Below are 24,063 nucleotides of genomic sequence, written 5' to 3' on the forward strand. Positions count from 1 at the left end.
CTTGCCCTCCCCTCCCAAATCCCAAAGGGCTGAACTTGCAGGCTAGGGACGGGATTTAGCCCTGGCAGGGGCTGGCTTTCAGGGGCGCGGAGAACTGCGCGATCAGCCACGACGAAGCAGGCAGCCGAAAAGCGACCGGGGCTGGGGGCGAAGCCCCGAACGGCGACGCGCGGGTCCGGGGCGGAGCCCGGATGCTGTCCGCTGAGGACTTTCGGGAAGGGGCGGGGTGGGGAAAGGAGAGGCAAGGCAGGCCAGGATAGGCCTGACCGACCGCCTGGCTGGCTGGCTGGCTGGCTGGCCAGTTACGCGAGCGAGTTGAAGCGTCGCAGCGTCTCCGCCAAGACCTCCCTGCCGCCCCTCGCCCACAACTCCTCGTTGAACAGCTCCACCTCGACCGGCCCCGTATAACCCGCGGCGGTCACGCACTCGTGCCACTGCCCGAAGTCGACGGCACCGTCACCGAGTTGGCCACGCCCATTCAGCACGCCTGCAGGCAACGGCGTCGTCCAGTCGGCGAGTTGGTACGCGTACAGCCGCCCGCCCACCCCCGCGCGTGCCACCTCCGCGGGGGCGCGGTCGTCCCACCACAGGTGGTACGTGTCCACGCAGACGCCCACTTCGTCGGCGGGGAACCGCTCCGCCAGGTCGAGGGCCTGGGTGAGCGTCGAGACCACGCAGCGGTCGGCCGCGAACATCGGGTGCAGGGGTTCCACGGCCAGGCGTACGCCGCGCTCGCGCGCGTACGGGCCGAGTTCGGACAGGGCCTCCGCGATGCGTTCGCGGGCGCCGTGCAGGTCGCGGCTGCCGGGCGGCAGGCCGCCGGAGACCAGGACCAGGGTGTCGGTGCCGAGGATCGCGGCCTCGTCGACGGCTCGGCGGTTGTCGTCGAGCGCCCGCACGCGCGCGTGCGGGTCGATCGCCGTGAGGAAGCCGCCGCGGCACAGCGTCGTCACCGTCAGGCCGGAGTCGCGCATCAGCTTGGCGGTGGCTTCGAGGCCGTACTCCGCGACCGGCTCGCGCCACAGGCCGACGCCTGTGATGCCCAACTCGCCGCAGGCCGATGCCAGTTCTGGAAGGGCGAGTTGCTTGACCGTCATCTGGTTGATGCTGAAGCGGGTCGCGTCGACGGTCATCGGGCGGCTCCGTACACGTCCAGGAGGGACCTCATCCGGGCCTCGGCGAGGTCAGGGTCGGGGAACAGGCCCAGGCCGTCGGCGAGTTCGTACGCCCTGGCCAGGTGCGGCAGGGAGCGGGCCGACTGGAGGCCGCCGACCATCGTGAAGTGGCGCTGGTGGCCCGCGAGCCAGGCGAGGAACACGACACCCGTCTTGTAGAAGCGGGTGGGCGCCTCGAAGAGGTGGCGGGCCAACTCGACGGTCGGGTCGAGGAGTTTGCGGAAGCCTTCCGTGTCGCCGGTGTCGAGAACGCGCACCGCGTCCGCCGCCAGCGGGGCGAGGGGGTCGAAGACGCCGAGCAGGGCGTGGCTGAAGCCGTGCGCGTCGCCCGCGATCAGCTCCGGGTAGTTGAAGTCGTCGCCGGTGTAGCAGCGCACGCCCTGCGGGAGGCGGCGGCGCAGGGCGACCTCGCGGTCCGCGTCGAGCAGCGAGATCTTGACGCCGTCGACCTTGTCCGGGTGCGCGGCGATGACCTCAAGGAAGGTCTCCGTGGCCGCGTCCAGGTCGGTCGAGCCCCAGTAGCCGGTCAGCGCCGGGTCGAACATGGGGCCCAGCCAGTGCAGGATCACCGGCTCCGCGGACTGGCCGAGGAGACGGCCGTAGAGCGTGAGGTAGTCCTCGGGGCCGCGGGCCGCGGCGGCGAGGGCCCTGGACGCCATGAGGACCGCCTGCGCGCCCGTCCCCTCCACGAGCGCGAGCTGCTCCTCGTAGGCGCCCAGGACCTCGCCCAGGGCGGCGGGGCCCGCCTCCTTGAAGCGGCCGGTCCCGCCGGTCAGTTGGTCGGTGCCGACGCCGCAGGCGATGCGGCCGCCGACCGCCTTCGCCTCGGCCGCCGAGCGCCGGATCAGCTCGGCCGCGCCCGTCCAGTCCAGGCCCATGCCGCGCTGCGCGGTGTCCATCGCCTCGGCCACGCCCAGGCCGTGGGACCACAGGTGGCGGCGGAAGGCGAGCGTCGCGTCCCAGTCGACGGCGGCCGGCCCGTCCGGCGAGGTGTCGGCGTACGGGTCGGCCACCACATGAGCCGCCGAGAACACGGTGCGGGACGCGAGCGGGGCCGAGCCCGAGGGGCGGAACGGCTCGCTCCGCGGGACGTACGCGCGCGTGCCGCCGTTTTTCGTGGGCAGCAGAACGGTCACAGGGTCAGCTCCGGCACGTCGTAACGGCGGCCCTCGGCCGAGGACTTGAGGCCCAGCTCCGCCAGCTGCACTCCGCGCGCGGCCGCGAGCAGGTCCCACTGGTACGGCTCGTCGAGCACCACATGGCGCAGGAACAGCTCCCACTGCACCTTGAAGCCGTTGTCGAACTCGCCGTTGTCCGGCACCTCCTGCCACTGGTCACGGAACGGCTCGGCCGCCGGGACGTCCGGGTTCCACACCGGCTTGGGGGTCGCGGAGCGGTGCTGGGCGCGGCAGTTGCGCAGGCCCGCGACGGCGGACCCCTCGGTTCCGTCGACCTGGAACTCGACCAGTTCGTCGCGGTTGACCCGTACCGCCCAGGAGGAGTTGATCTGTGCGACCGCGCCGCCCTCCAGCTCGAAGATGCCGTACGCGGCGTCGTCGGCGGTCGCGGCGTAGGGCTTGCGCTGTTCGTCCCAGCGCTGCGGCACATGCGTGGCGGCCAGCGCCTGTACGGACTTCACGCGGCCGAACAGCTCGTGCAGCACGTACTCCCAGTGCGGGAACATGTCGACGATAATGCCGCCGCCGTCCTCCGCGCGGTAGTTCCACGAGGGGCGCTGAGCCTCCTGCCAGTCGCCCTCGAAGACCCAGTAGCCGAACTCGCCGCGCACGGACAGGATGCGGCCGAAGAAGCCGCCGTCGACGAGGCGCTTCAGCTTCAGCAGGCCCGGCAGGAAGATCTTGTCCTGGACGACGCCGTGCTTGATCCCGGCGTCGTTCGCCAGGCGGGCCAGTTCGAGGGCGCCCTGGAGGGAGGTGGCGCTCGGCTTCTCTATATAGAGGTGTTTTCCGGCGGCGACGGCCTTCTTGACGGCCTCCTCGCGGGCCGAGGTGACCTGGGCGTCGAAGTAGACGTCGATCGTGTCGTCGGCGAGCACCGCGTCCAGGTCGGTCGTCCAGTGCTCGAGGCCGTGCTCGGCGGCGAGCGCCCGGAGGGCGTGGGCGCGGCGGCCCACGAGGACCGGCTCGGGCCACAGCACGGTGCCGTCGCCGAGGTCGAGGCCGCCCTGCTCGCGCAGCGCGAGAATCGAGCGGACCAGGTGCTGGCGGTGGCCCATCCGCCCGGTCACGCCGTTCATGGCGATACGCACCGTCTTACGTGTCACGTGAGTCCCTCCGTACGCCGTTCCCCGTTGAAGCGAGTGGCATGGAAAGCGCCGCGGAAAGTGCCATAGCAAGCGCTTTCTATACGGGGAAAAGCTAGCCTGCGTGACAAGCCCCGTACAAGAGGGCCGGGCGAAGTGCCCCACGGGGAGCGCCGGACCGTCGCCGAAGGCGGGCGGCACGCGCGCGTGGTGACGGTTTTCCGGTCGCTGACGGGAGCCGCTCGGCGGTGGACCGAAGAGCCGCTCGGCTGTCGAACCGAAGAGAGCCCACGGAAGGCGTGCAGATGACCGTGACCCTGGCGGACGTGGCGGCCCGCGCACAGGTGTCCCCCGCCACCGTCTCCCGCGTCCTCAACGGCAACTACCCGGTGGCGGCGGCCACCAGGGAACGGGTGCTGCGCGCGGTGGACGAGCTGGACTACGTCCTGAACGGGCCCGCGAGCTCCCTCGCCGCGGCCGCTTCCGACCTGGTCGGCATCCTCGTCAACGACATCGCCGACCCGTTCTTCGGGATCATGGCCGGCGCGGTGCAGTCGGAGATCGGCGGCCCCGGGGGGCGCGCGGGCGGGGAGCGGCTCGCGGTGGTGTGCAACACCGGCGGCTCCCCCGAGCGCGAACTCACGTATCTGACCCTGCTGCAGCGCCAGCGCGCCGCGGCCGTCGTCATCACCGGCGGCGCCGTCGAGGACGCCGAGCACGCGGCGGCGCTCACCGCGAAGCTGCAGCGGCTCACGGACGCCGGCACGCGCGTGGTGCTCTGCGGCCGCCCGCCCGCGCCCGAGACCGGCGCCGTCGCGCTCAGCTTCGACAACCGCGGCGGCGGCCGCGCCCTCACCGAGCACCTGCTCGCCCTCGGCCACCGCAGGATCGGCTACATCGCGGGCCCCGAGGAGCGCACGACCACCCGGCACCGCCTGGAGGGCCACCGTGACGCCCTCGCGGACACGGGCCTGCCGCGCGGCGCGGAGCTCACCCTGCACGGCCCGTACGACCGCGCCACGGGCCATGCCGCCACCGTCGAACTGCTGCGCCGGGAGCCCGCGTTGACGGCGATCGTCGCGGCCAACGACACGGTGGCGCTCGGCGCGTGTGCGGCGCTGCGCGAGGCGGGGCGGCGCATCCCGGACGACGTCTCGGTGGCCGGCTTCGACGACCTGCCGTTCAGCGTGGACGCGGTGCCCGCCCTGACGACCGTACGGCTGCCGCTCGCCGAGGCCGCCGCCCGCGCGGGGCGCATCGCCATGGGCCGCGAGCAGGAGCCACCGGGCGGCACGGCCACGATCCACGGGGAACTCGTCGTACGGGGCTCCACGGGCAAGGCGTGAGCGCTCGGCGGGGGTTGCTTGCGGGGCCGGGATTCCAGGGCTCGCCTGCCGGGCCGGGGGTCCAGGGGCTGCTCAACCGACTAGAGGCTTCAGGAGCCCGGCAACTCCCGCCTCTGTGGGGCACGGTGGGGTGCCCCGTCAGGGGCGCGGGGAACTGCGCGACCAGCCCACGACGGGCCGCACCCGGCTCCCTGGGGGGGCTTCCAGGGCCCGCCCGCCAGACCGGGGGATTCAGCTCCTGCTCACCGGGCCAGTGCCCCAGGCCTGCCCGCCGGGTATTTCAGCGCTCGCTCGCCGCGCCGGTGGCCACCAGGGCTTGCCTGTCGGGCCCGGGGTTTCTAGGGTCCGCCCCAAGTCCGCCCCTAGTCGCCCCCGCACCCCTCAGGAGCCCGCCGTGAAGCTGGCCTTCTCCACCCTCGGCGTGCCCGGGATGCCGCTGTCCGACGTGGTGCGGCTCGCCACCGCGCACGGGTACCACGGCGTCGAGCTGCGCGCGCACCCCGAGGAGCCGGTGCACCTCGGGCTCAGCGGGGCCGAACGGGCGGACGCCGCCGCCGAGTTCAAGGCGTCCGGCGTGGAGGTCCTGGGAATCGCCGGGTACGCGCGCGTGGCAGCGCCCGGCGCGGACGAGCCGGTCCTCGCCGAGCTGCGCGCCCTGTGCGACCTGGCCCGCGACCTGGGCGCCCCGTACGTCCGGGTCTTCCCCGGCGGCGGCGAGCAGAGCCCGGACGAGGCGGACGCGACGGCCGTGCGCCGCCTGGGGGCCGCAGCCGAGTACGCGGCCGACGCCGGGGTGCGGGTCCTCCTGGAGACGCACGACTCGCACCGCACGGGCGCCGCCGCCACGCGCGTGCTCGGCACGGTCGGACACCTCCACGTGGGGGCCCTGTGGGACGTCATGCACACCTGGCTGGGCGGCGAGCAGCCCTCGGCGTCGTACGCCGCGCTCGCCCCGTATCTCGGCTACGTCCAGGTGAAGGACATCGCCTCCGCCGACGACACCGTCCCGCTCGCCCTGGGCTCCGGGGTGCTGCCGCTCACGGAGTGCGTGGAGCTGCTCAGCCGCAAGGGCTGGGACGGGTGGCTGTGCTGGGAGTACGAGGCCCGCTGGCACCCGGAGGCGGCCCCGCTTCCGGGACAACTCGCGGCGGGGCGGGCGCACTTGGGGCAGCTCCTCAACGAGTCGGCTTAAGGCATCGCTTGAAGAGTGCCGCTTTGAAAACCGCCTCTACGCGCGCGTGCAGGCTGAGCTGAGTCTCCAACGCCAAACGCACAGGCCCGACTCCCGCAACAGCACGCTCTCTTGACCGTAAGAAACTTTCCGACTATCCGTAGCCTCCCGGAAGTTTCCTTCACCAGTCCGGGACCGCACAGGCAACGGTCCACGGATGTCGGGCTTGTGCGGTCCGGGCTCCGAGTCTCGGGAGCGACATGTCCGATCGCCTCCGCACCTCAAGACGTACCCTGCTCGCCGCCACCGCGGGTTCCGCCGCCGCCCTCGCGGTGGGTGCGAACTCCGCACGCGCGGCGGAGAAGAGCACCGTGAACCGCACCGCCCTGCGCGCCCTCATCAACCGCATGAGCCTGGAGGAGAAGGTCGGCCAGCTCTTCGTGATGCGGGTCTACGGCCACTCCGCGACCGAGCCCGACCAGGGCGACGTCGACAAGAACCTGGAAGAGGCGGGCGTGCGCAACGCCGCCGAGCTGATCGCCAAGTACCGCGTCGGCGGCATCATCTACTTCGGCTGGGCGCACAACACCCGCGAGCCGCACCAGATCGCCGACCTGTCCAACGGCATCCAGCGCGCCGCCCTCCAACAGCCGCACCGAATACCGGTGTTGATATCCACCGACCAGGAGCACGGCATCGTCGCCCGGGTCGGCAAGCCGGCCACTCTCCTGCCCGGCGCGATGGCCCTCGGCGCCGCCGGGTCGCCCACGGAGGCCCGCAGGGCGGCCCGGATCGCGGGCGTCGAACTGGCCGCGATGGGCATCCGGCAGAACTATGCGCCGGTCGCGGACGTGAACGTGAACCCGGCCAACCCCGTGATCGGGGTGCGCTCCTTCGGCTCCGACCCCGAGGCCGTGGCCCGCCTGGTCTCGGCGCAGGTCGAGGGCTACCAGAGCGGCGGGGTCGCGGCGACCTCCAAGCACTTCCCGGGGCACGGCGACACCAAGGACGACAGCCACTACGCGCTGCCGACGATCCACCACACCCGCGAGGAGTGGCAGGAGCTGGACGCGCCGCCGTTCGAGGCGGCGATCGCGGCCGGGATCGACTCGATCATGACGGCGCACATCGTGGTCCCCGCGCTCGACCCCGCCGAGGACCCGGCGACGCTCTCCGCGCCCATCCTCACCGGCATCCTGCGCGAGCAGCTCGGCTACGACGGCGTCGTCGTGACGGACTCGCTCGGCATGCAGGGCGTACGCACCAAGTACGGCGACGACCGGGTGCCGGTGCTCGCCCTGAAGGCGGGCGTGGACCAGCTGCTCAACCCGCCGCAGCCGGAGGTCGCGTGGAACGCGGTGCTCCAGGCGGTCAAGGACGGCGAACTGACCGAGGAACGGCTCGACGCATCGATCCTGCGCATCCTCGAGCTCAAGGCCCGTCGCGGCCTGTTCGAGGATCCGTACGTCACGCACGCGCGCGTGGACAGCGAAGTCGGTACGCGCTCGCACCTCGCCGCGGCCGACCGGATCGCCGACCGTACGACGACGCTCCTGGTCAACGAGGGCGGGCTGCTGCCCCTGTCGCCCCGCAGGCAGCACGACGTCCTGGTGGTCGGCGCCGACCCGGCATCGCCGTCCGGCACGACGGGCCCGCCCACCACAGTGCTGGCCAAGGCCCTCACGGAGCTCGGTTTCGCGGCCACCGCGCTGTCCACCGGTACGGCCCCGACCGACGCGAAGATCGACGAGGCGGTGGCCGCGGCGGCGGGCAAGGACGCGGTGGTCGTCGGGACGTACAACGTGACGGCGAGCAGCTCGCAGCGCACCCTCGTGGAGCGGCTGCGCGCCACCGGGACCCCGGTGGTCGCGGTCGCGATCCGCAACCCGTACGACGTCGCCCAGCTGCCGGGCGTCGCGGCGTACCTGGCGGCGTACTCCTGGACCGACACGGAGCTGCGGGCCGCTGCGCGGGTGATCGCCGGGGAGGTCTCGCCGGAGGGGCGGCTGCCGGTGCCGGTGCAGCGGGCCGAGGATCCGGGGAGCGTGCTGTATCCGGTCGGGTACGGGTTGTCGTACTGAGCGGTTCCACGGGGCCCGCACCGCACCGTCGACCCGGGCCCCGTCGGGCTTTTTCCCCCACCCCGCCCCTTCCCGAAAGTCCTGCGGACAGCTCCAGGGACTCCGCCCCCGGACCCCCTGCCCGGGGCTGCCGCCCCTGGACCCCGCCTCGGGGCTCCGCCCCGGACCCCGTTTCGGGGACCAGCCCCCGGACCCCCCGCTCCTCAAACGCCGGAGGGGCTGGATTTTGCGGCTGCGGCTGGATTTAGCCCCGACAGGGGCTGGTCTTTAGGGGCGCGGGGAACTGCGCGACCAGCCACGACGGCGCAGCAGCCGACGAACAAGCCGGGGTCCGGGGCGGCAGCCCCGAGAGCCGTCCGGCGAGGACTTCGGGTAGGGGCGGGGAGGGGAGAAGACCGCCGGGCCTAGGACCACAGGCCCACCCCCCTCCTCCCCCAGCCCCCAGTTTGTTGCGGCGGGATGAAATGACCGGCCGGGGGCGTTGGTGATGTCCGTCAGTGCAGAGCGGCGGGAGGCCATACGTGACCGGGGCAGAGCAGCAGCAGGGGTGGGCTCGGCGGCTCGCGGGCTACGCCTGGCGGTACCCGAAGGACGTGGTGCTCGCGCTCGGCGCCTCCCTCGCGGGCATGGCCGTGATGGCCCTCGTCCCGCTGATCACCAAGGTGGTGATCGACGACGTCATCGACACCCCCAAACGCTCCCTGGCCGTGTGGACGGGCCTGCTGATAGCCGCGGCCGTCATCGTGTACGGACTGACGTACATCCGCCGCTACTACGGCGGCCGGCTGGCCCTGGACGTGCAGCACGACCTGCGCACGGACATGTACGACACGATCACGAAGCTGGACGGGCGGCGGCAGGACGAGCTGTCCACCGGGCAGGTCATCGGCCGCGCCACCAGCGACCTGCAGCTGATCCAGGGCCTGCTCTTCATGCTGCCGATGACCATCGGCAACATCCTGCTGTTCCTGATCTCCCTGGTGATCATGGCCTGGCTGTCGCTGCCGCTGACGCTCGTCGCGCTCGCCGTGGCCCCCGCCCTGTGGTTCATCGCCAAGCGCAGCAAGAGCCGTCTGCACCCGGCCACCTGGTACGCGCAGGCGCAGGCCGCCGCCGTCGCGGGCGTGGTCGACGGCGCGGTGTCGGGCGTACGCGTGGTGAAGGGCTTCGGGCAGGAGGAGCAGGAGACGGGGAAGCTGCGCGAAGTCGGCCGGAAGCTGTTCGCGGGCCGCCTTCGCACGATCCGCCTGAACGCGCGGTACACCCCGGCGCTGCAGGCCGTGCCCGCGCTCGGGCAGGTCGCGATGCTGGCCCTCGGCGGCTGGCTTGCGGTGCGCGGGCAGATCACGCTCGGCACGTTCGTGGCGTTCTCGACGTATCTGGCGCAGCTGGTGGGCCCGGTGCGGATGCTCGCCATGGTGCTGACCGTGGGGCAGCAGGCACGCGCGGGCGTGGAGCGCGTCCTGGAGCTGGTCGACACCGAGCCCTCGCTGCAGGACGGCACGAAGGAGCTCCCGGCGGACGCGCCCGCGACGGTCGAGTTCGACGACGTGTCGTTCGGGTACGAGGACGGGCGCCCGGTGCTGGAAGGGTTCTCGCTGTCCATCCGGCCCGGTGAGACCGTCGCCGTCGTCGGCGCCTCCGGCAGCGGCAAGTCGACGGTGTCGCTGCTGCTGCCCCGCTACTACGACGTGACGCACGGCGCGGTCCTGGTCGGCGGGCACGACGTGCGCGAGCTGACCCTGCAGTCGCTGCGCGCCGCGATCGGCCTGGTCCCCGAGGACTCGTTCCTGTTCTCCGACACGGTCCGCGCCAACATCGCGTACGGCCTGCCGGAGGCGACGCAGGAGCAGATCGAGGCGGCCGCACGCGCGGCGCAGGCCGAGGGCTTCATCGCGGATCTGCCCGAGGGGTACGACACGAAGGTCGGCGAGCACGGCCTCACGCTCTCCGGCGGCCAGCGCCAGCGCCTCGCCCTGGCCCGCGCGATCCTCACCGACCCGCGCCTCCTCGTCCTCGACGACGCCACATCGGCGGTCGACGCGCGCGTGGAGCACGAGATCCACGAGGCGCTGCGCGGCGTCATGGCGGGCCGTACGACGCTGCTCATCGCACACCGCCGCTCCACCCTCGGCCTCGCCGACCGCATCGCCGTGCTCGACGAAGGCCGCCTCGCCGACATCGGCACGCACGAGGAGCTCGAAGAGCGCTCGGCGCTCTACCGGCGGCTGCTCACCGACCCGGACGAGCTGGGCGGGGTCTCCCCCGGCCATGTCGCGCGGGCCGCGATCGCCGACGAGGAGGACACCTCCGTACGGGCCGAGCTGGACGCCGAGTTCGACGCCGAGCGGGGCATCACGCCGAGGCTGTGGAGCGGGGACCGGGAGCCGAGAGATCTGGCGCTTGCGGGCACTCCGGCGACGCCCGAGCTGCTCGCGCAGGTCGACGCGCTGCCGCCGGCCACGGACACCCCGCAGGTCGACGAGGCGCGTGCGGTCACTCCGGAGGAGTCGTACGGGCTGCGGCGCCTGCTGCGCGGGTTCGGGAAGCCGCTCCTCTTCGCGCTGCTGCTGGTCGCCGTGGACGCGGGGATGGGGCTGCTGCTCCCGGTGCTGATCCGGCACGGCATCGACGAGGGCGTGGAGCAGCTCGCGCTCGGCGCGGTGTGGGCGGCGGCGGCGCTCGGCCTCGTCACGGTCCTCGTGCAGTGGGCGGCGCAGATCGGCGAGACCCGGATGACGGGGCGCACCGGCGAGCGCGTCCTGTACGCGTTGCGCCTGAAGATCTTCTCGCAGCTGCAGCGGCTCGGACTCGACTACTACGAGCGGGAGTTGACCGGGCGCATCATGACCCGGATGACGACCGACGTGGACGCCCTGTCCACGTTCCTGCAGACCGGCCTGGTCACCGCGTTCGTGTCGGTCGTGACGTTCTTCGGCATCATGGGCGCCCTCCTGGTGATCGACCTCCAGCTCGCCCTTGTGGTGTTCGCGACGCTGCCGGTCCTGATCGTGGGCACGTACTTCTTCCGCAAGTCCAGCGTGAAGGCGTACGAACTCGCCCGTGAGCGCGTCTCGGTGGTGAACGCCGACCTCCAGGAGTCCGTGTCCGGGCTTCGGATCGTGCAGGCCTTCCGCCGCGAGCAGTCCGGCGCCGCGCGGTTCCGGGAGCGCAGCGACAGCTACCGCAGGGCCCGTATCCGCGGCCAGTGGCTGATCTCCGTGTACTTCCCGTTCGTGCAGCTCCTGTCGTCCGTCGCCGCGGCCGCGGTGCTGATCGTGGGTGCGCACCGGGTCGACGGGGGCACGCTGACGACGGGTGCCCTGGTGGCGTATCTGCTCTACATCGACCTGTTCTTCGCGCCCGTGCAGCAGCTTTCGCAGGTCTTCGACGGGTACCAGCAGGCGACGGTCTCGCTCGGCCGCATCCAGGAACTGCTGCGCGAGCCGACGTCCACGAAGAGCGCCGCCGAGCCGCTCGACGTGCCCTCGCTGCGCGGCGAGATCGCCTTCGAGGACGTGCAGTTCGGGTACGGGGCGGCTGTCTCCCCGGACGCCGCGGAGGAGACCGCCCTGTCCGACGTCAACCTGCGCATTCCGGCCGGGCAGACCGTCGCGTTCGTCGGCGAGACCGGTGCGGGCAAGTCGACGCTGGTGAAGCTCGTCGCCCGGTTCTACGACCCGACGGCGGGCCGGGTCACCGTCGACGGCACGGACCTGCGCGACCTGGGCCTCGCCTCGTACCGCCACCGCCTCGGCGTCGTGCCGCAGGAGGCGTACCTCTTCGAGGGCACGGTGCGGGACGCGATCGCGTACGGGCGCCCGGACGCGTCCGACGCCGAGGTGGAAGCGGCCGCGCGCAGCGTCGGGGCGCACGAGATGATCGCCCGGCTCGACGGCGGCTATCTGCACGCCGTGACCGAGCGCGGCCGCAACCTCTCCGCGGGGCAGCGGCAGTTGATCGCCCTGGCCCGCGCCGAGCTGGTCGACCCGGACATCCTGCTCCTCGACGAGGCCACGGCCGCGCTCGACCTGGCCACCGAGGCGCAGGTCAACGCAGCCGCGGACCGGCTCGCCGGCCGTCGCACCACGCTCGTCGTGGCGCACCGGCTGACGACGGCAGCCCGCGCCGACCGGGTCGTGGTGATGGACCGCGGCCGGGTCGCGGAGGACGGCACGCACGACGAACTCCTCGCCCTGGACGGCAAGTACGCGCGCCTGTGGCGGACTTTCATCGGGGAGCCGGTGGAGGAGTCGCCGGAGCCGGACTCGCCGGTCGGCGTCAGCACCCCGTAGTTCAGTACTTCGACTTGATGTCGGAGATCTTCCGGGTGGCCAGGTCCGACTGCACCGCGAGGTAGGTGTACATGCGGTCCTGGCCCTTGCCCCAGGTCAGCCGGACCGTGGACCAGGTGTGGCCCATGCCGCTGTCGCCGGGGGTGACCTTCCACGCGCTCGGCACGTTCTGCGCCCGCAGGACGCCGTCGGCCTCGTGCTGCTGCTCCCACTCGGCGAGCCGGGTGCGCAGTTCGGACGTCAGGTAGAACTTGCGGAGTTCACCGCCGACGGCACCGCCCCGGTCGCTGGCGACGTCGACGTACGCGGCGTAGAAGTGCGCCACGCGCTCGGCGACGTTCCCGGGGCTGCCGGCGTACCGCTGCTGCTTGCTCTGTTGGACGGGCTGCGCTTGTTCCGGTTGTACGGCGGCCGCCGCGGGGACCGCTGCGAGTGCGGTGCAGGTCGCGGCGACGAGGAGTAACCGGCCTGAACGGCCGGGCGTACGCGGACGATTGGGCGTCTTCGCCATGGCTTCCGCCTTTCTGTCGGTTCTGCGGCTGTTCTGTTCGACGACGGGCGTCCCCCGGAGGTTGCCCCACCCCCCCGGTAAAGCTCCGGCAGTTCCTGCAACCGCCCCCTCTAGGGCGATCGTCCGTACTTCAGTACGCTGCACGGCAATGGGAGGGGCGACTGTGCACAGTGGGATACGAGCTCGGAGACGGGCCCGACGGACGCTGCTCGGCTGCGTGACGTCGGCCGCCGCCCTGCTGCTTGCCCTTCTGGGTCCGGGCGCCGCGCAGGCGGCCGCGGCCGGCCCCTGCCAGGGCCACAAGATCAAGACGTTCAGGTTCTCCACCGGCCACGTCACCGTCTTCAAGACCAGCGGTTTCGTCTGCGCTCTCACGTACGCCGAAGACCCGGGCCGCACCCGCAGGATGTCCGTGACGCTGCAGGCCCGCGGGCACCGCGCGGTGACCCGTTCCGGCATGTTCCGGGAGTACGCGGGCCCGCTGTCGGTGCGCGCCGCGCACCGCTGTGTGCGGGTCAGCGGCACGGTCGGCGGGGGCTCGCTCGCGCCCCGTTGGATCCAGTGCTGAACCGCCACTGAACTGCCACTGAACCGCCTCTGGTTCCCCAATCCCCTCTGGTGCCACAGGAGTTGCTCCGATAGGTTCCGGCGGACATCCGTGACACAGGGGAGGGTGCATGCGTAAGGCACTCAGATGGCTGCTGTCGCTCGTGGTGCTCATAGGCACCGTGAGCGCGGCGGGTGCGGCCACCGCCGCACAGCCGCAGACAGCGCCGCAGACACAGGCTCAGGCTCAGGACGACGGGGCCGAGGCCGACATCAAGGACCGGCTGCTCGCGATCGACGGCATGCGCCTGATCGAGGAGAAGCCGTACCCCGGCTACCGCTTCTTCGTCCTCGGCTACACACAGCCGGTCGACCACAAGAACCCCGGCAAGGGCACGTTCGAGCAGCGGCTGACCGTCCTGCACAAGGACACCGCGCGGCCGACGGTGTTCTTCACCTCCGGCTACCACGTCTCCACGAACCCGCGCCGCAGCGAGCCGACGCAGATCGTGGACGGCAACCAGGTCTCCCTGGAGTACCGCTTCTTCTCGCCGTCGCGCCCCGACCCCGCCGACTGGTCGAAGCTCGACATCCAGCAGGCCGCCGCCGACCAGCACCGCCTCTTCGAGGCCCTCAAGCCGATCTACTCCAAGAAGTGGCTGGCGACGGGCGGTTCGAAGGGCGGCATGACCGCCACGTACTACGAGCGCTTCCACCCGGACGACATGGACGGCGTCGTCGCGTACGTCGCGCCCAACGACGTCGTCAACAACGAGGACTCGGCGTACGACCGGTTCTTCGAGACCGTCGGGCCGAAGGAGTGCCGCGAGGCGCTGCAGGCCGTCGAGCGCGAGGCACTGGTGCGGCGCGAGCCGATGGAGAAGCTGTACGCGGACTACCTGGCCGCGGGCGACTACACCGTGAAGACCGTGGGCACCCTCGACAAGGCCTTCGAGGCGACCGTCCTCGACACGGCCTGGGGCTTCTGGCAGTACAGCCTGGAGGCGGACTGCGCCGACGTACCCGAAGCGGCGAAGGTCAGCGACCAGGAGCTGTTCGACTACATCGACACGATCGCCGGCTGGTCCGCCTACACCGACCAGAGCCTGGCCGACTACACGCCGTACTACTACCAGGCGGGTACGCAGCTGGGCGCGCCCACCATCCAGCAGCCGCACCTGGAGGGCCTGACGCGCTACGGCTACCAGCCGCCGCGCAACTTCGTGCCGCGTGACATCCCGATGTCCTTCGACCCGTCGACGATGCGCGACGTGGACAGCTGGGTGCGGCAGAACGCGGAGCGGATGCTCTTCGTCTACGGCCAGAACGACCCGTGGGGCTCCGAGCCGTTCCGCCCCGGCGCGGGCACCGAGGACTCGTACGTGGTGACGGCGCCGGGCGCCAACCACGGCGCGAACGTCGCCGGTCTCGTCGCCGACGAGAAGGCCAAGGCCACCGCCGACATCCTGAAGTGGGCGGGCGTCGCCCCGGCGGCCGTCAAGTCCGACCCGTCGAAGGCGAAGCCGCTGGCCGCGTACGACGCGACACTGGACAAGCAGGACGTACGGAAGGGGCTGCGCCCCTAAGGGGCAGCTGAAGAGAACAAGCGCCGGGTGGGCTCAATGACTGGGCCCACCCGGCGTCTTGCTGTCGCCTCAGAGATGCGTAGGCGCGAACATCTTCAACAGTGCCGGCAGCACCACGACCGAAGGGCCGGGCGCCGCAAGGGACTTGGCGAGGTCCGCGGCGAGCGAATCCACCGACGTCCGCACAGCGGGCACCCCGAAGGACTCGGCGAGGGCCACGAAGTCAGGGCGGGACAGCTCGGTGGCCGTGGCCTCTCCGAACGCGTCCGTCATGTACTCGCGGAGGATGCCGTAACCGCCGTCGTCCACGATCAGCCAGGTGACGTTCAGGTCGTACTGCCGGGCCGTGGCGAGCTCCGCGATCGAGTACATCGCGCCGCCGTCGCCGGAGACCGCGAGCACCGGCCGGGTGGGGTCGGCGACGGCCGCGCCGAGCGCCGCCGGGAAGCCGTACCCGAGGCCGCCCGCGCCCTGGGCGGAGTGCATCGCTCCGGGCCAGGCGGACCAGGCCCAGTAGGCGAGGATCGTCATGTCCCAGAACGACGGCGATCTGTCGGGAAGCGCCTCGCGGACGGCCGCCAGGACCTGCCGTTCCAGCACCAACTCCTGCCCGTCCAGGCGCTCCTGGACCTTGGCGAGCAGTTCGGCGACCCGGCCTGCGGCCTCCGGATCGGGCCGCTCCTCGACCGTCTCCAGGAGTGCGGAGAGGGCGAGGCGGGCGTCCGCGTGGATGCCGAGGGCGGGGTGGTTGGACTCCAGCTTCCCGGCGTCCGCCTCGATCTGCACGACCCGGCCGCGGGGCTGGAACGTGTGGTAGTTCGAGGAGAGTTCGCCGAGGCCCGAGCCGACGACGAGCAGGACGTCGGCGTCCTCCAGGAGGTCCGTGGTGTGCCGGTCCTCCATCCAGGACTGCAGCGACAGCGGGTGCTCCCAGGGGAAGGCGCCCTTGCCGCCGAAGGTGGTGACCACCGGGGCGTTCAGCTTCTCGGCGAGCGCGAGCAGCTTCCCCACCGCGTCGGAACGCACCACTCCGCCGCCCGCGACGATCGCCGGCCGCTCGGCCTTGGACAGCAAGTCGGCCGCGACGGCGGTGAGTTCGGGCCGGGGCACGAGCTCGTGCGGAGTGGCGTCCATCGCCGTGACGACGGGCAGCGCCGTCTCGGCGAGGAGGACGTCCTGCGGGATCTCCACCCACACCGGTCCGTGCGGCGCGGTCAGCGCCGACTCCCAGGCCGCGGCGATCGCCGAGGGGATCTGGGACTGCGTACGGACCGTGTGGACGGACTTGACCACGTCTCGGAACGAGGCCTGCTGGTCACGGAGTTCGTGCAGATAGCCGTGGCGTCCGCCGCCGAGCCCGGCCGCCGGGACCTGGCTGCCGATCGCGAGCACCGGGGCGCTCGCGGCGGCGGCCTCCTGGAGCGCGGCGAGCGACATCAGCGCACCGGGCCCGGTGGAGAGCAGCAGCGGGGCGGCCTCGCCGGTGACCCGTCCGTACGCGTCGGCGGCGAAGCCCGCGTTGTTCTCCACGCGCAGGCCGACATACGTGAGGTCGGAGCGGCGCAGCGCGTCGAACATGCCGAGGGCGTGCTGCCCCGGCAGGCCGAACACGGTGGCCGCGCCGAGGCCGCGCAGGGTCTCGACGACCAGGTCCCCCCCGGTCCGCCCGGCGGGCGGGTTGAGGGCGGCCTCGGTCTGCGCGGCGGTGGGCCGCAGTTCCAGGTCGTGGTCGTGGGTCACGCGGTGGTCGCCTCCCGGCTTGCTGCGATCTGACGGGACATGATCGTGGTCAGTTCGTACGCCGTGTGGGAGGCGGCGACGGCGGTGATCTCCGCGTGGTCGTACGCCGGGGCGACCTCCACGACGTCCGCCGAGACCAGGTTGCAGGACGACAGGCCGCGCAGGATCTCCAGAAGCTCGCGGGAGGTCATGCCGCCCGCCTCTGGGGTGCCGGTGCCCGGGGCGTGGGCCGGGTCGAGGCAGTCGATGTCGATGGAGATGTACAGCGGGCGGTCGCCGATGCGCTGGCGGAGCTGGTCCGCGACCTCGTCCGCGCCGCGGCGGTAGACGTCCGCCGAGGTGACGATGCCGAAGCCCATCTTCTCGTCGTCGGTCAGGTCCTGCTTGCCGTAGAGCGGGCCGCGGGTGCCGACGTGGGAGAGCGCCTCGGTGTCGAGGATGCCCTCCTCGACGGCGCGGCGGAACGGGGTGCCGTGCGTGTACTCCGCGCCGAAGTACGTGTCCCAGGTGTCCAGGTGGGCGTCGAAGTGGAGCAGCGCGACCGGGCCGTGCTTCTTCGCGACCGAGCGGAGCAGCGGCAGCGCGATGGTGTGGTCGCCGCCGAGGGTCATCATGCGGGCGCCGCTGCCCAGGATGTCGTCGGCGGCGGCCTCGATGGTCTCCACCGCTTCGTTGATGTTGAAGGGGTTGGCGGCTATGTCGCCCGCGTCCGCGACCTGGGCGAGGGCGAACGGGGATGCGTCCTGCGCCGGGTTGTAGGGACGCAGCAGCCGGGAGGCCTCACGGATGGCGTTGCCGCCGAAGCGAGCGCCGGGGCGGTACGAGACACCCGTGTCGAACGGCACGCCCACGACCGCGACGTCCGTCTTGCCGCCGACCTCGTCGAGGCGGGGCAGGCGGGCGTACGTCGCCGGGCCGGCGTAGCGCGGGACGCGGGAGGAGTCGACGGGGCCGCGGGGGGTCGGGGTCTCGGCGCTGCTCATGGTCGTTCTTCCTCCTGGCTTGCTGGGTCGGTTCCAAGTGTTGCGCGGCCCACTGACAACGGGCCGCACGTGAATTCAGGCGCTGGTCACGGCGGTTGCCGGGGTTTCGGTCGGCTCCTCGGCGCGGCCCGCGAGGCGCTCGCGCCAGGCGGCGAGGACGGCGGCGTCGGTCGGCGGGGTGGCCAGGGAGACGACGACGTACACGGCGAGGGAGGCCAACAGGCCGCCGTACACGGCCTCGTTGGCGAGGATGCCGTAGTACGCCATGAGCGCGACGACGGAGATGCCGCCGGCGGCGACGGAGGCGAGCGCTCCGGCCGCGGTGCCGCGGCGCCACACCAGACCGCCGAGGATCGGCACGAGCAGTCCGCCGACGAGCAGGTTGTAGGCGACTGTCAGGGCCGCCACCACGTCGTTGAGCGCGATGGAGATGACGACGACCGCGGCACCCATGATCAGGATGAACAGGCGGTTGCCCTTGACCTCGTCGTGCGGCCCCTCGTCGTGGCCCGAGGGCTTCACGATGCCGCGCAGGCGCGACCAGATGTCGTTGTTGGCGACGGTGGCGCAGGCGATGAGCGCCCCGGAGGACGTGGACATCACGGCGGCGAGCGCGGCGGCGAGCACCAGGCCCCGCACGCCCATGGGGAGTTCGTCCTTGACGATGGTGGCGAACGCGGCGTCGGCGCTCTCCAGGTTCGGGTACATGACCTTGGCCGCGGTGCCGATGACGGCGCCGGCGATCGCGTAGACCAGGCAGTACGTGCCGGCCGCGGCGCCGCCGAGGCGGGCGACCTTGTCGCTGCGGGCGGTGAAGACGCGCTGCCAGATGTCCTGCCCGATGAGCATGCCGAACGTATAGATCAGCACGTACGTGAAGATCGTCTCGCCGCCGATGCCCAGCGGGTCGAAGTACTCGGTGGGCAGCTTGGCCTTCATCTCGCTGAAGCCGCCGGCCTTGATCACGGCGATGGGCAGCAGCAGGAGCAGCACGCCGATCGTCTTGACGACGAACTGCACCATGTCGGTGAGCGTGATCGCCCACATGCCGCCGAGCGTGGAGTAGGCGACGACGATGGTGCCGCCCAGGATGATCGCGACGGTGCGGTGCACGTCGAAGAGGACGTCGAAGATCGTGGCGTACGCGATGGTCGAGGTGACCGCGAGCATCAGCGTGTACGCCCACATGACGACGCCGGAGATGACGCCCGCGCGGCCCCCGTAGCGCAGGTCGAGCATCTCGGAGACGGTGTAGACCTTCAGGCGCGCGATGCGGGCCGAGAAGAAGATCGACAGAGCCAGGATGCCCAGGCCGATGGTGAACACCATCCAGGCGCCGGACAGGCCGTACTGGTAGCCGAGGCCGACGCCGCCGATGGTGGAGGCGCCGCCGAGGACGATGGCGGCCATCGTCCCGGAGTAGAACCACGGTCCGAGGCGGCGCCCGGCGACCAGGAACTCGCTCTTGGACTTGGCGCGGCGCATGCCCCACCAGCCCATGGCGAGCATGCCGACGAGATAGATGACGATCACTGTGTAGTCGACGGCCATACGGCCCTCCTTCGCGCACCTCAGTGGCGTGTCGTGCAGATACGGGGGTTGGGGGGTGACCGGCCAGGGGGACATCCGCCCGTACCCGCAGCCAGTGGTCGGCACGACCTTAAGTGGCCGTAAAGAGCGGCTGAAGTGTACGTTTCCTCCACTTCTCGCATCATGGATGGAGGGAACGTCCACTGCCCATGTCCACACCCGCACCTCTCCCCTCCTCCACACCATCGGCCCCGCCCGTCGCGCCGGTGGCGCTCACCGCGCTGCTCGCACTCGACTCGCTGGGCCTGCGCCAGATCGCGGGACCCGACGCGCGCGAGGCGGGCACCGTCGTCCACTGGGCGCACACCTCGGAGCTGTCCGACCCGTCCCCGTACCTGCTCGGCGGCGAGCTGCTCCTGACGGCCGGCGTGCACATCGGGGAGGCGGGCGACGGCGACCTGGACGCCTATGTGGCGCGGGTCGTGGCGGCGGGCTGCGCGGCGCTCGGCTTCGGTGTGGCACCGGTGCACGACACCGTGCCGCGCGCCCTTGAGGAGGCCTGCGACCGGCACGGACTACCCCTGCTCGAAGTGCCGCCGCGGACGACGTTCAGCGGGGTGGCACGCGCGGTGTGGCGGCTGATGGCCGAGGCCAGGCACGCGGAGCTGCGCCGGGTCGCCGAGGCGCAGCAGGGCCTGGCGACCGCGGCGGCCCGGCCGGACCCGGTCCCCGCCGTGCTCCGCCAGCTCGCCACCCGCCTCAACGGTGCGGCGTTCCTGTACGGGCCGGAGGGGACGGAGCTGCAGTCCGCGGGCCGCACGGGCGGGGCGGCGCGTGCGGCGCTGCGCGAGCTGACCGCGGTCGTGCGCCGCGCGACGCCGGGCGCGCCCACCGCGGCCGCGGACACGGCGGGTCCCGTACACCTGACCGCGTACGCCCTGGGCGGCGGGCGCGGCTTCGCGCTCGGCGTCGCGACCGAGCACCGCGCGGCGGGCGATCACACCATCACCGGGGCCGCGGTGGTGCTGCTCTCGCTGCTCGCCGGTGAGCATCAGAGCGCCTCGGAGGCGGCCCGTTCGGCGGCGCTCGTCCGGCTGCTGCTCGGCGCCGAGCCGGAGCGGGCCGGGGCACTCCTGGGGAGCGAGGCGTGGCGCGTGGTGCACGCGCGCGTGGCGCCGTCCCGCGCGGAGCGCACCCCGCCGTCCGCGTCGGCGCTCGCGGTGTCCCTCGGCACGCCCCTGGTCGACCCGGCCGAGGACGACCCCGACAGCGGCGTCGTACGGCTCCTCGTCCCCGCCGACCGTGAGCTCGATCCGCCGCCCGGCTGGACGCTCGGGGTGTCCGCGCCCGCCCCGGTCGCGGATCTCGTCGCGGCCGACGCACGCGCGGCGCGGGCGCTGCGGCGCGCGGAGGTGACACGGTCGCCGCTGGTACGGGACCGGGAGTCCGGGTTCGCCGCGCTGGTCGAGCCGGCCGAGGCGGCTGCGCACGCGCGCGTGCTGCTCGATCCGGTCGCGTCGAACCCGGCCCTCGTGGAGACCCTGCGCACCTGGCTCTCGCTGCACGGGAGTTGGGACCGTACGGCCACGGCGCTCGGCGTGCACCGGAACACGGTCCGGCAGCGGATCGGGCGCTGCGCCGCACTGCTTGAAACGGATCTGGACGATCCGGATGTGCGCATGGAGTTGTGGTTCGCCCTACGGAACTGTTGATTCCGCCCACTGGGTGTCGATTTCCGTCTCCAGAGGGGCGGTTTTCCCTCTGCGGCCGTGGTCCAGGCTTCGGGACTGCGGGTCCGGGCGGCCGGGGCCGACGGCACAATGGGGGGCATGCCGATACCCAGCCGTGCCGCACTCGTCGACCACCTTGTCCGCACCCGTATCGCCGGTGACGTCGCCACACCCCGCGACAACAACCTGTCGCACTACCGCAAGCTGGCGAACGGCGACCGCCACTACTGGCTGGGCCTGGAGCTCGGCGACCGCTGGACCGACGAGCAGGACGTCCTCGCGGTGATGGCCGAGCGCTGCGGCGTGGTCGACGACCCGGAGCACCGCACGGGCCAGGACACGATCGACCCGGAGCTGACGGTCGACGCCCTGGAGCGGATGGCGGCCCGGCTGCGCAAGGCGGCCGCGGGCAAGGAGCGCGTGCTGCTCGCGACCGGCCACCCGGGCGGGCTGCTCGACGTGCACCGCGCGACGGCGCAGGCGCTGCGCGCCGCCGGCTGCGAGATCGTGGTGATCCCCGCCGGGCTCACCGCCGACGAGGGCTATGTCTTCCAGTTCGCCGACGTCGCGGTCCTGGAGCGCGGCGCCACGCTGTGGCACACCCACTCCCCCGAGCCGATGAAGGCGATCCTGGACGGCCTGGAGCGCGAGGGCCGCCCGCAGCCCGACCTGGTCGTCGCCGACCACGGCTGGGCGGGCTTCGCCGGTCAGCGCGGCCTGGACTCGGTCGGGTACGCGGACTGCAACGACCCGGCGCTGTTCCTCGGCGAGGCCGAGGGCACCCTGCAGGTCACGGTGCCCCTCGACGACCACGTCACCGACCCGCGCTTCTACGACCCGATGACGGCGTACCTGCTGGACTCGGCGGGCCTCACCCAGGGGGCGTGAACGCGGATCGGCCTCCACGCGCGCGTGGAGGCCGATTTCAGATCCCGCACAAGATCCCGTACAGGGGAAGGCAGTTCGCTCAGGTACCGCGCGGCACCCGGACCACGCCCTCCTGGATGACGGAGATCGCGAGCCGTCCGTCCTGCGTGTAGATCCCCGCCTGCCCGAGCCCGCGCCCGCCGGAGGCCGAGGGCGACTCCTGGTCGTACAGGAGCCATTCGTCGGCGCGGAACGGCCGGTGGAACCACATGGCGTGGTCGAGCGAGGCGCCCACCACATCGCCGACCGCCCAGCCGCCGCGCCCGTGGGCGAGCAGCACCGAGTCGAGCAGCGTCATGTCGGAGACGTACGTGGCGAGGCAGACGTGCAGGTGGGGGTCCCCCCAGACGGAGTCTGGGGGAGGGTCGTCGGCGAGCTTGCCGTTGGTGCGGAACCACACCTGGGAGCGCGGCGCGCGCGGCGTGCCGACGCTGCCCCACGGCGGGGTCTCCGCATAGCGCAGGTCGACGGCCGCGCGGGCCTCGACGAGACGGGCGGCCACGTCGGCGGGCAGGTGCTGGGGCAGCATCTCGGCGGCGGTCGGCAGCGACTCCGGGTCGGGGGCCGCGGGCATGTCGACCTGGTGCTCCAGGCCCTCCTCGTACTCCTGGAAGGACGAGGAGAGGTGGAAGATCGGCTGCCCGTGCTGGACCGCCACCACGCGCCGCGTGGTGAACGATCTGCCGTCGCGGATGCGGTCGACCGTGTAGACGATCGGGGCGCCCGGGTCGCCGGGGCGCAGGAAGTAGGCGTGCAGCGAGTGCGCCGCGCGGCCCTCCGGCACCGTGCGCCCGGCGGCGATCAGGGCCTGGGCCGCGACCTGTCCGCCGAACACCCGGGGCACGATCGCCGAACGCGAGCGGCCCCGGAAGATGTCCTGCTCGATCCGCTCCAGGTCGAGCAGATCGAGCAGGTCGTCGAGGGGCGAGGTCACAGACCCATGTCCTTCGCGATGATCATCTTCATGACCTCGTTGGTGCCGCCGTAGATGCGGTTGACGCGGTTGTCGGCGTAGAGGCGGGCGATCGGGTACTCGTTCATGAAGCCGTAGCCGCCGTGCAGCTGGAGGCAGCGGTCGATGACGCGGTGTGCGACCTCGGTGCAGAACAGCTTCGCGGAGGCGGCCTCGGCCGGGGTCAGCTCGCCCTGGTCGAGCGCTTCGAGGGCGCGGTCGGCGACGGCCTCGGCGGCGTCCACCTCGGCCTGGCAGGCGGCCAGTTCGAACTTGGTGTTCTGGAACGACGCGACGGTCTTGCCGAAGACCGTGCGGTCCTGCACGTACTGCTTGGCGAACCGGACGGCGGCCGCGGCCTGCGCGTACGCGCCGAAGGCGATGCCCCAGCGCTCGGAGGGCAGGTTCTGGCCCAGGTAGTAGAAGCCCTTGTTCTCCTCGCCGAGCAGGTCCTCGACAGGCACCTTCACGTCGACGAACGCCAGCTCGGCGGTGTCGGAGGTCTTCAGGCCCAGCTTGTCCAGCTTGCGGCCGACCGAGTAGCCCTCGGCCTTGGTGTCGACGGCGAACAGCGAGATGCCGAAGCGGCGGTCCTCGGCGGTCGGCGCGGACGTGCGGGCGCAGACGATGACCTTGTCGGCGTGCACGCCGCCGGTGATGAACGTCTTGGCGCCGTTGAGGACGTAGTGCGTGCCGTCCTCGGAGAGCTTCGCGGTGGTCTTCATGCCCGCGAGGTCGGAGCCGGTGCCCGGCTCGGTCATCGCGAGCGCCCACATCTCCTCGCCGGTGACGAACTTCGGCAGGTAGCGCTTCTTCTGCTCGTCGGTGGCCAGCATCTGGATGTACGGCAGGCCGAGCAGCACGTGCACGCCGGAGCCGCCGAAGTTGACGCCCGCGCGGGCGGTCTCCTCGTACATGACGGCCTCGAACTTGTGCGAGTCGATGCCCGCGCCGCCGTACTCCTCGGGCACGCGGATGCCGAAGACACCCAGCTCGCCGAGCTTGTAGTAGAAGTCGCGGGGCGCCTGACCGGCCTCGAACCACTCGTCGTAGACGGGGACGACCTCGGTCTCGATGAAGGCGCGCAGGGTCTCCCGGAACGCCTCGTGGTCCTCATTGAAAACGGTACGGCGCACGGTCGGGCCTCCTGGTCGTCTGGCTCGGGTCGCTCGGGGCGGCGCATCGGCACGCACCCGCAGCACGCTGGCTAAGCGCTTGCTCAGACTG

At 72.1% G+C, this 24,063-nt stretch carries 17 protein-coding genes; 8 read left to right on the forward strand and 9 right to left on the reverse strand.

The features are described 5' to 3' along the window. Positions 1-302: 302 nt before the first annotated feature. Genes QIS96_RS10800 through QIS96_RS10810 form a run of 3 tightly spaced genes read right to left on the reverse strand, consistent with a single transcriptional unit; the run spans position 303 to position 3,459 of the window. Positions 303-1,133 (reverse strand): sugar phosphate isomerase/epimerase family protein, encoded by an 831-nt coding sequence (locus tag QIS96_RS10800; protein WP_282542256.1) that lies wholly within the window; start codon positions 1,131-1,133, stop codon positions 303-305. Next, positions 1,130-2,311 (reverse strand): dihydrodipicolinate synthase family protein, encoded by a 1,182-nt coding sequence (locus QIS96_RS10805; RefSeq protein WP_282542257.1) that lies wholly within the window; start codon positions 2,309-2,311, stop codon positions 1,130-1,132. Before QIS96_RS10805 ends, QIS96_RS10800 begins: the two co-directional genes overlap by 4 nt. After that, positions 2,308-3,459: a Gfo/Idh/MocA family protein gene (locus tag QIS96_RS10810; RefSeq protein ID WP_282542258.1), complete on the reverse strand. Its 1,152-nt coding sequence runs from the start codon at positions 3,457-3,459 to the stop codon at positions 2,308-2,310. Before QIS96_RS10810 ends, QIS96_RS10805 begins: the two co-directional genes overlap by 4 nt. Positions 3,460-3,743: 284 nt before the next feature. Here QIS96_RS10810 and QIS96_RS10815 point away from each other — a divergent pair, with 284 nt between their 5' ends. From QIS96_RS10815 to QIS96_RS10830, 4 genes are all read left to right on the forward strand, one after another. Continuing rightward, positions 3,744-4,784 carry a LacI family DNA-binding transcriptional regulator gene (locus QIS96_RS10815; RefSeq protein ID WP_282542259.1) on the forward strand — a complete coding sequence of 347 codons (1,041 nt, stop codon included), beginning with the start codon at positions 3,744-3,746 and terminating at the stop codon, positions 4,782-4,784. A 394-nt stretch (positions 4,785-5,178) separates the two neighbouring features. After that, positions 5,179-5,976: a sugar phosphate isomerase/epimerase family protein gene (locus QIS96_RS10820; protein WP_282542260.1), complete on the forward strand. Its 798-nt coding sequence runs from the start codon at positions 5,179-5,181 to the stop codon at positions 5,974-5,976. Between the two features lie 239 nt (positions 5,977-6,215). Continuing rightward, positions 6,216-8,036, forward strand: a complete 1,821-nt coding sequence (locus tag QIS96_RS10825) for a glycoside hydrolase family 3 protein (protein WP_282542261.1) — start codon at positions 6,216-6,218, stop codon at positions 8,034-8,036. Positions 8,037-8,557: 521 nt separating this feature from the next. Further along, positions 8,558-12,331 carry an ABC transporter ATP-binding protein gene (locus QIS96_RS10830; protein ID WP_282542262.1) on the forward strand — a complete coding sequence of 1,258 codons (3,774 nt, stop codon included), beginning with the start codon at positions 8,558-8,560 and terminating at the stop codon, positions 12,329-12,331. Position 12,332: 1 nt separating this feature from the next. On the opposite strand, the gene QIS96_RS10835 is transcribed toward QIS96_RS10830, so the two are convergent. Next, on the reverse strand, positions 12,333-12,842 hold the full coding sequence (locus tag QIS96_RS10835) for a hypothetical protein (RefSeq protein WP_282542263.1): 510 nt from the start codon (positions 12,840-12,842) through the stop codon (positions 12,333-12,335). A gap of 217 nt (positions 12,843-13,059) precedes the next feature. Here QIS96_RS10835 and QIS96_RS10840 point away from each other — a divergent pair, with 217 nt between their 5' ends. Together QIS96_RS10840 and QIS96_RS10845 are read left to right on the forward strand one after the other, a co-directional pair. Further along, complete coding sequence (locus tag QIS96_RS10840) at positions 13,060-13,410, forward strand: hypothetical protein (RefSeq protein ID WP_282542264.1); 351 nt, start codon at positions 13,060-13,062, stop codon at positions 13,408-13,410. A 109-nt stretch (positions 13,411-13,519) separates the two neighbouring features. Then, a complete protein-coding gene (locus QIS96_RS10845; protein WP_282542265.1) occupies positions 13,520-14,974 on the forward strand; it encodes a S28 family serine protease in 1,455 nt (484 codons plus the stop codon). A 69-nt stretch (positions 14,975-15,043) separates the two neighbouring features. On the opposite strand, the gene QIS96_RS10850 is transcribed toward QIS96_RS10845, so the two are convergent. From QIS96_RS10850 to QIS96_RS10860, 3 genes are all read right to left on the reverse strand, one after another. Beyond that, positions 15,044-16,714 (reverse strand): thiamine pyrophosphate-binding protein, encoded by a 1,671-nt coding sequence (locus QIS96_RS10850; RefSeq protein ID WP_282542266.1) that lies wholly within the window; start codon positions 16,712-16,714, stop codon positions 15,044-15,046. Continuing rightward, on the reverse strand, positions 16,711-17,697 hold the full coding sequence (gene speB, locus QIS96_RS10855; RefSeq protein ID WP_282542267.1) for an agmatinase: 987 nt from the start codon (positions 17,695-17,697) through the stop codon (positions 16,711-16,713). The genes QIS96_RS10850 and speB overlap by 4 nt, the downstream gene beginning before the upstream one ends. A 75-nt stretch (positions 17,698-17,772) precedes the next feature. Further along, the gene (locus tag QIS96_RS10860; protein WP_282542268.1) at positions 17,773-19,248 is read right to left on the reverse strand and encodes a sodium:solute symporter; all 1,476 of its coding nucleotides are present in this window, start codon (positions 19,246-19,248) and stop codon (positions 17,773-17,775) included. 188 nt (positions 19,249-19,436) lie between these two features. On the opposite strand from QIS96_RS10860, the gene QIS96_RS10865 reads away from it, so the two are divergent. Both QIS96_RS10865 and QIS96_RS10870 read left to right on the forward strand, forming a co-directional pair. Next, entirely contained in the window at positions 19,437-20,939 is a 1,503-nt protein-coding gene (locus QIS96_RS10865) for a PucR family transcriptional regulator (protein WP_282542269.1), read from the forward strand. 117 nt (positions 20,940-21,056) lie between these two features. Continuing rightward, positions 21,057-21,845: a phosphatase gene (locus QIS96_RS10870; RefSeq protein ID WP_282542270.1), complete on the forward strand. Its 789-nt coding sequence runs from the start codon at positions 21,057-21,059 to the stop codon at positions 21,843-21,845. A gap of 79 nt (positions 21,846-21,924) precedes the next feature. Here the strand turns inward: QIS96_RS10870 and QIS96_RS10875 are convergent, their stop codons facing one another. Both QIS96_RS10875 and QIS96_RS10880 read right to left on the reverse strand, forming a co-directional pair. After that, the gene (locus QIS96_RS10875) at positions 21,925-22,818 is read right to left on the reverse strand and encodes an acyl-CoA thioesterase (RefSeq protein ID WP_282542271.1); all 894 of its coding nucleotides are present in this window, start codon (positions 22,816-22,818) and stop codon (positions 21,925-21,927) included. Then, positions 22,815-23,972, reverse strand: a complete 1,158-nt coding sequence (locus tag QIS96_RS10880; protein ID WP_282542272.1) for an acyl-CoA dehydrogenase family protein — start codon at positions 23,970-23,972, stop codon at positions 22,815-22,817. The genes QIS96_RS10875 and QIS96_RS10880 overlap by 4 nt, the downstream gene beginning before the upstream one ends. Between the last annotated feature and the right edge of the window lie 91 nt (positions 23,973-24,063).

Origin of the sequence: Streptomyces cavernicola, from assembly GCF_029968035.1 — a bacterium.
Lineage (GTDB): Bacteria > Actinomycetota > Actinomycetes > Streptomycetales > Streptomycetaceae > Streptomyces > Streptomyces cavernicola.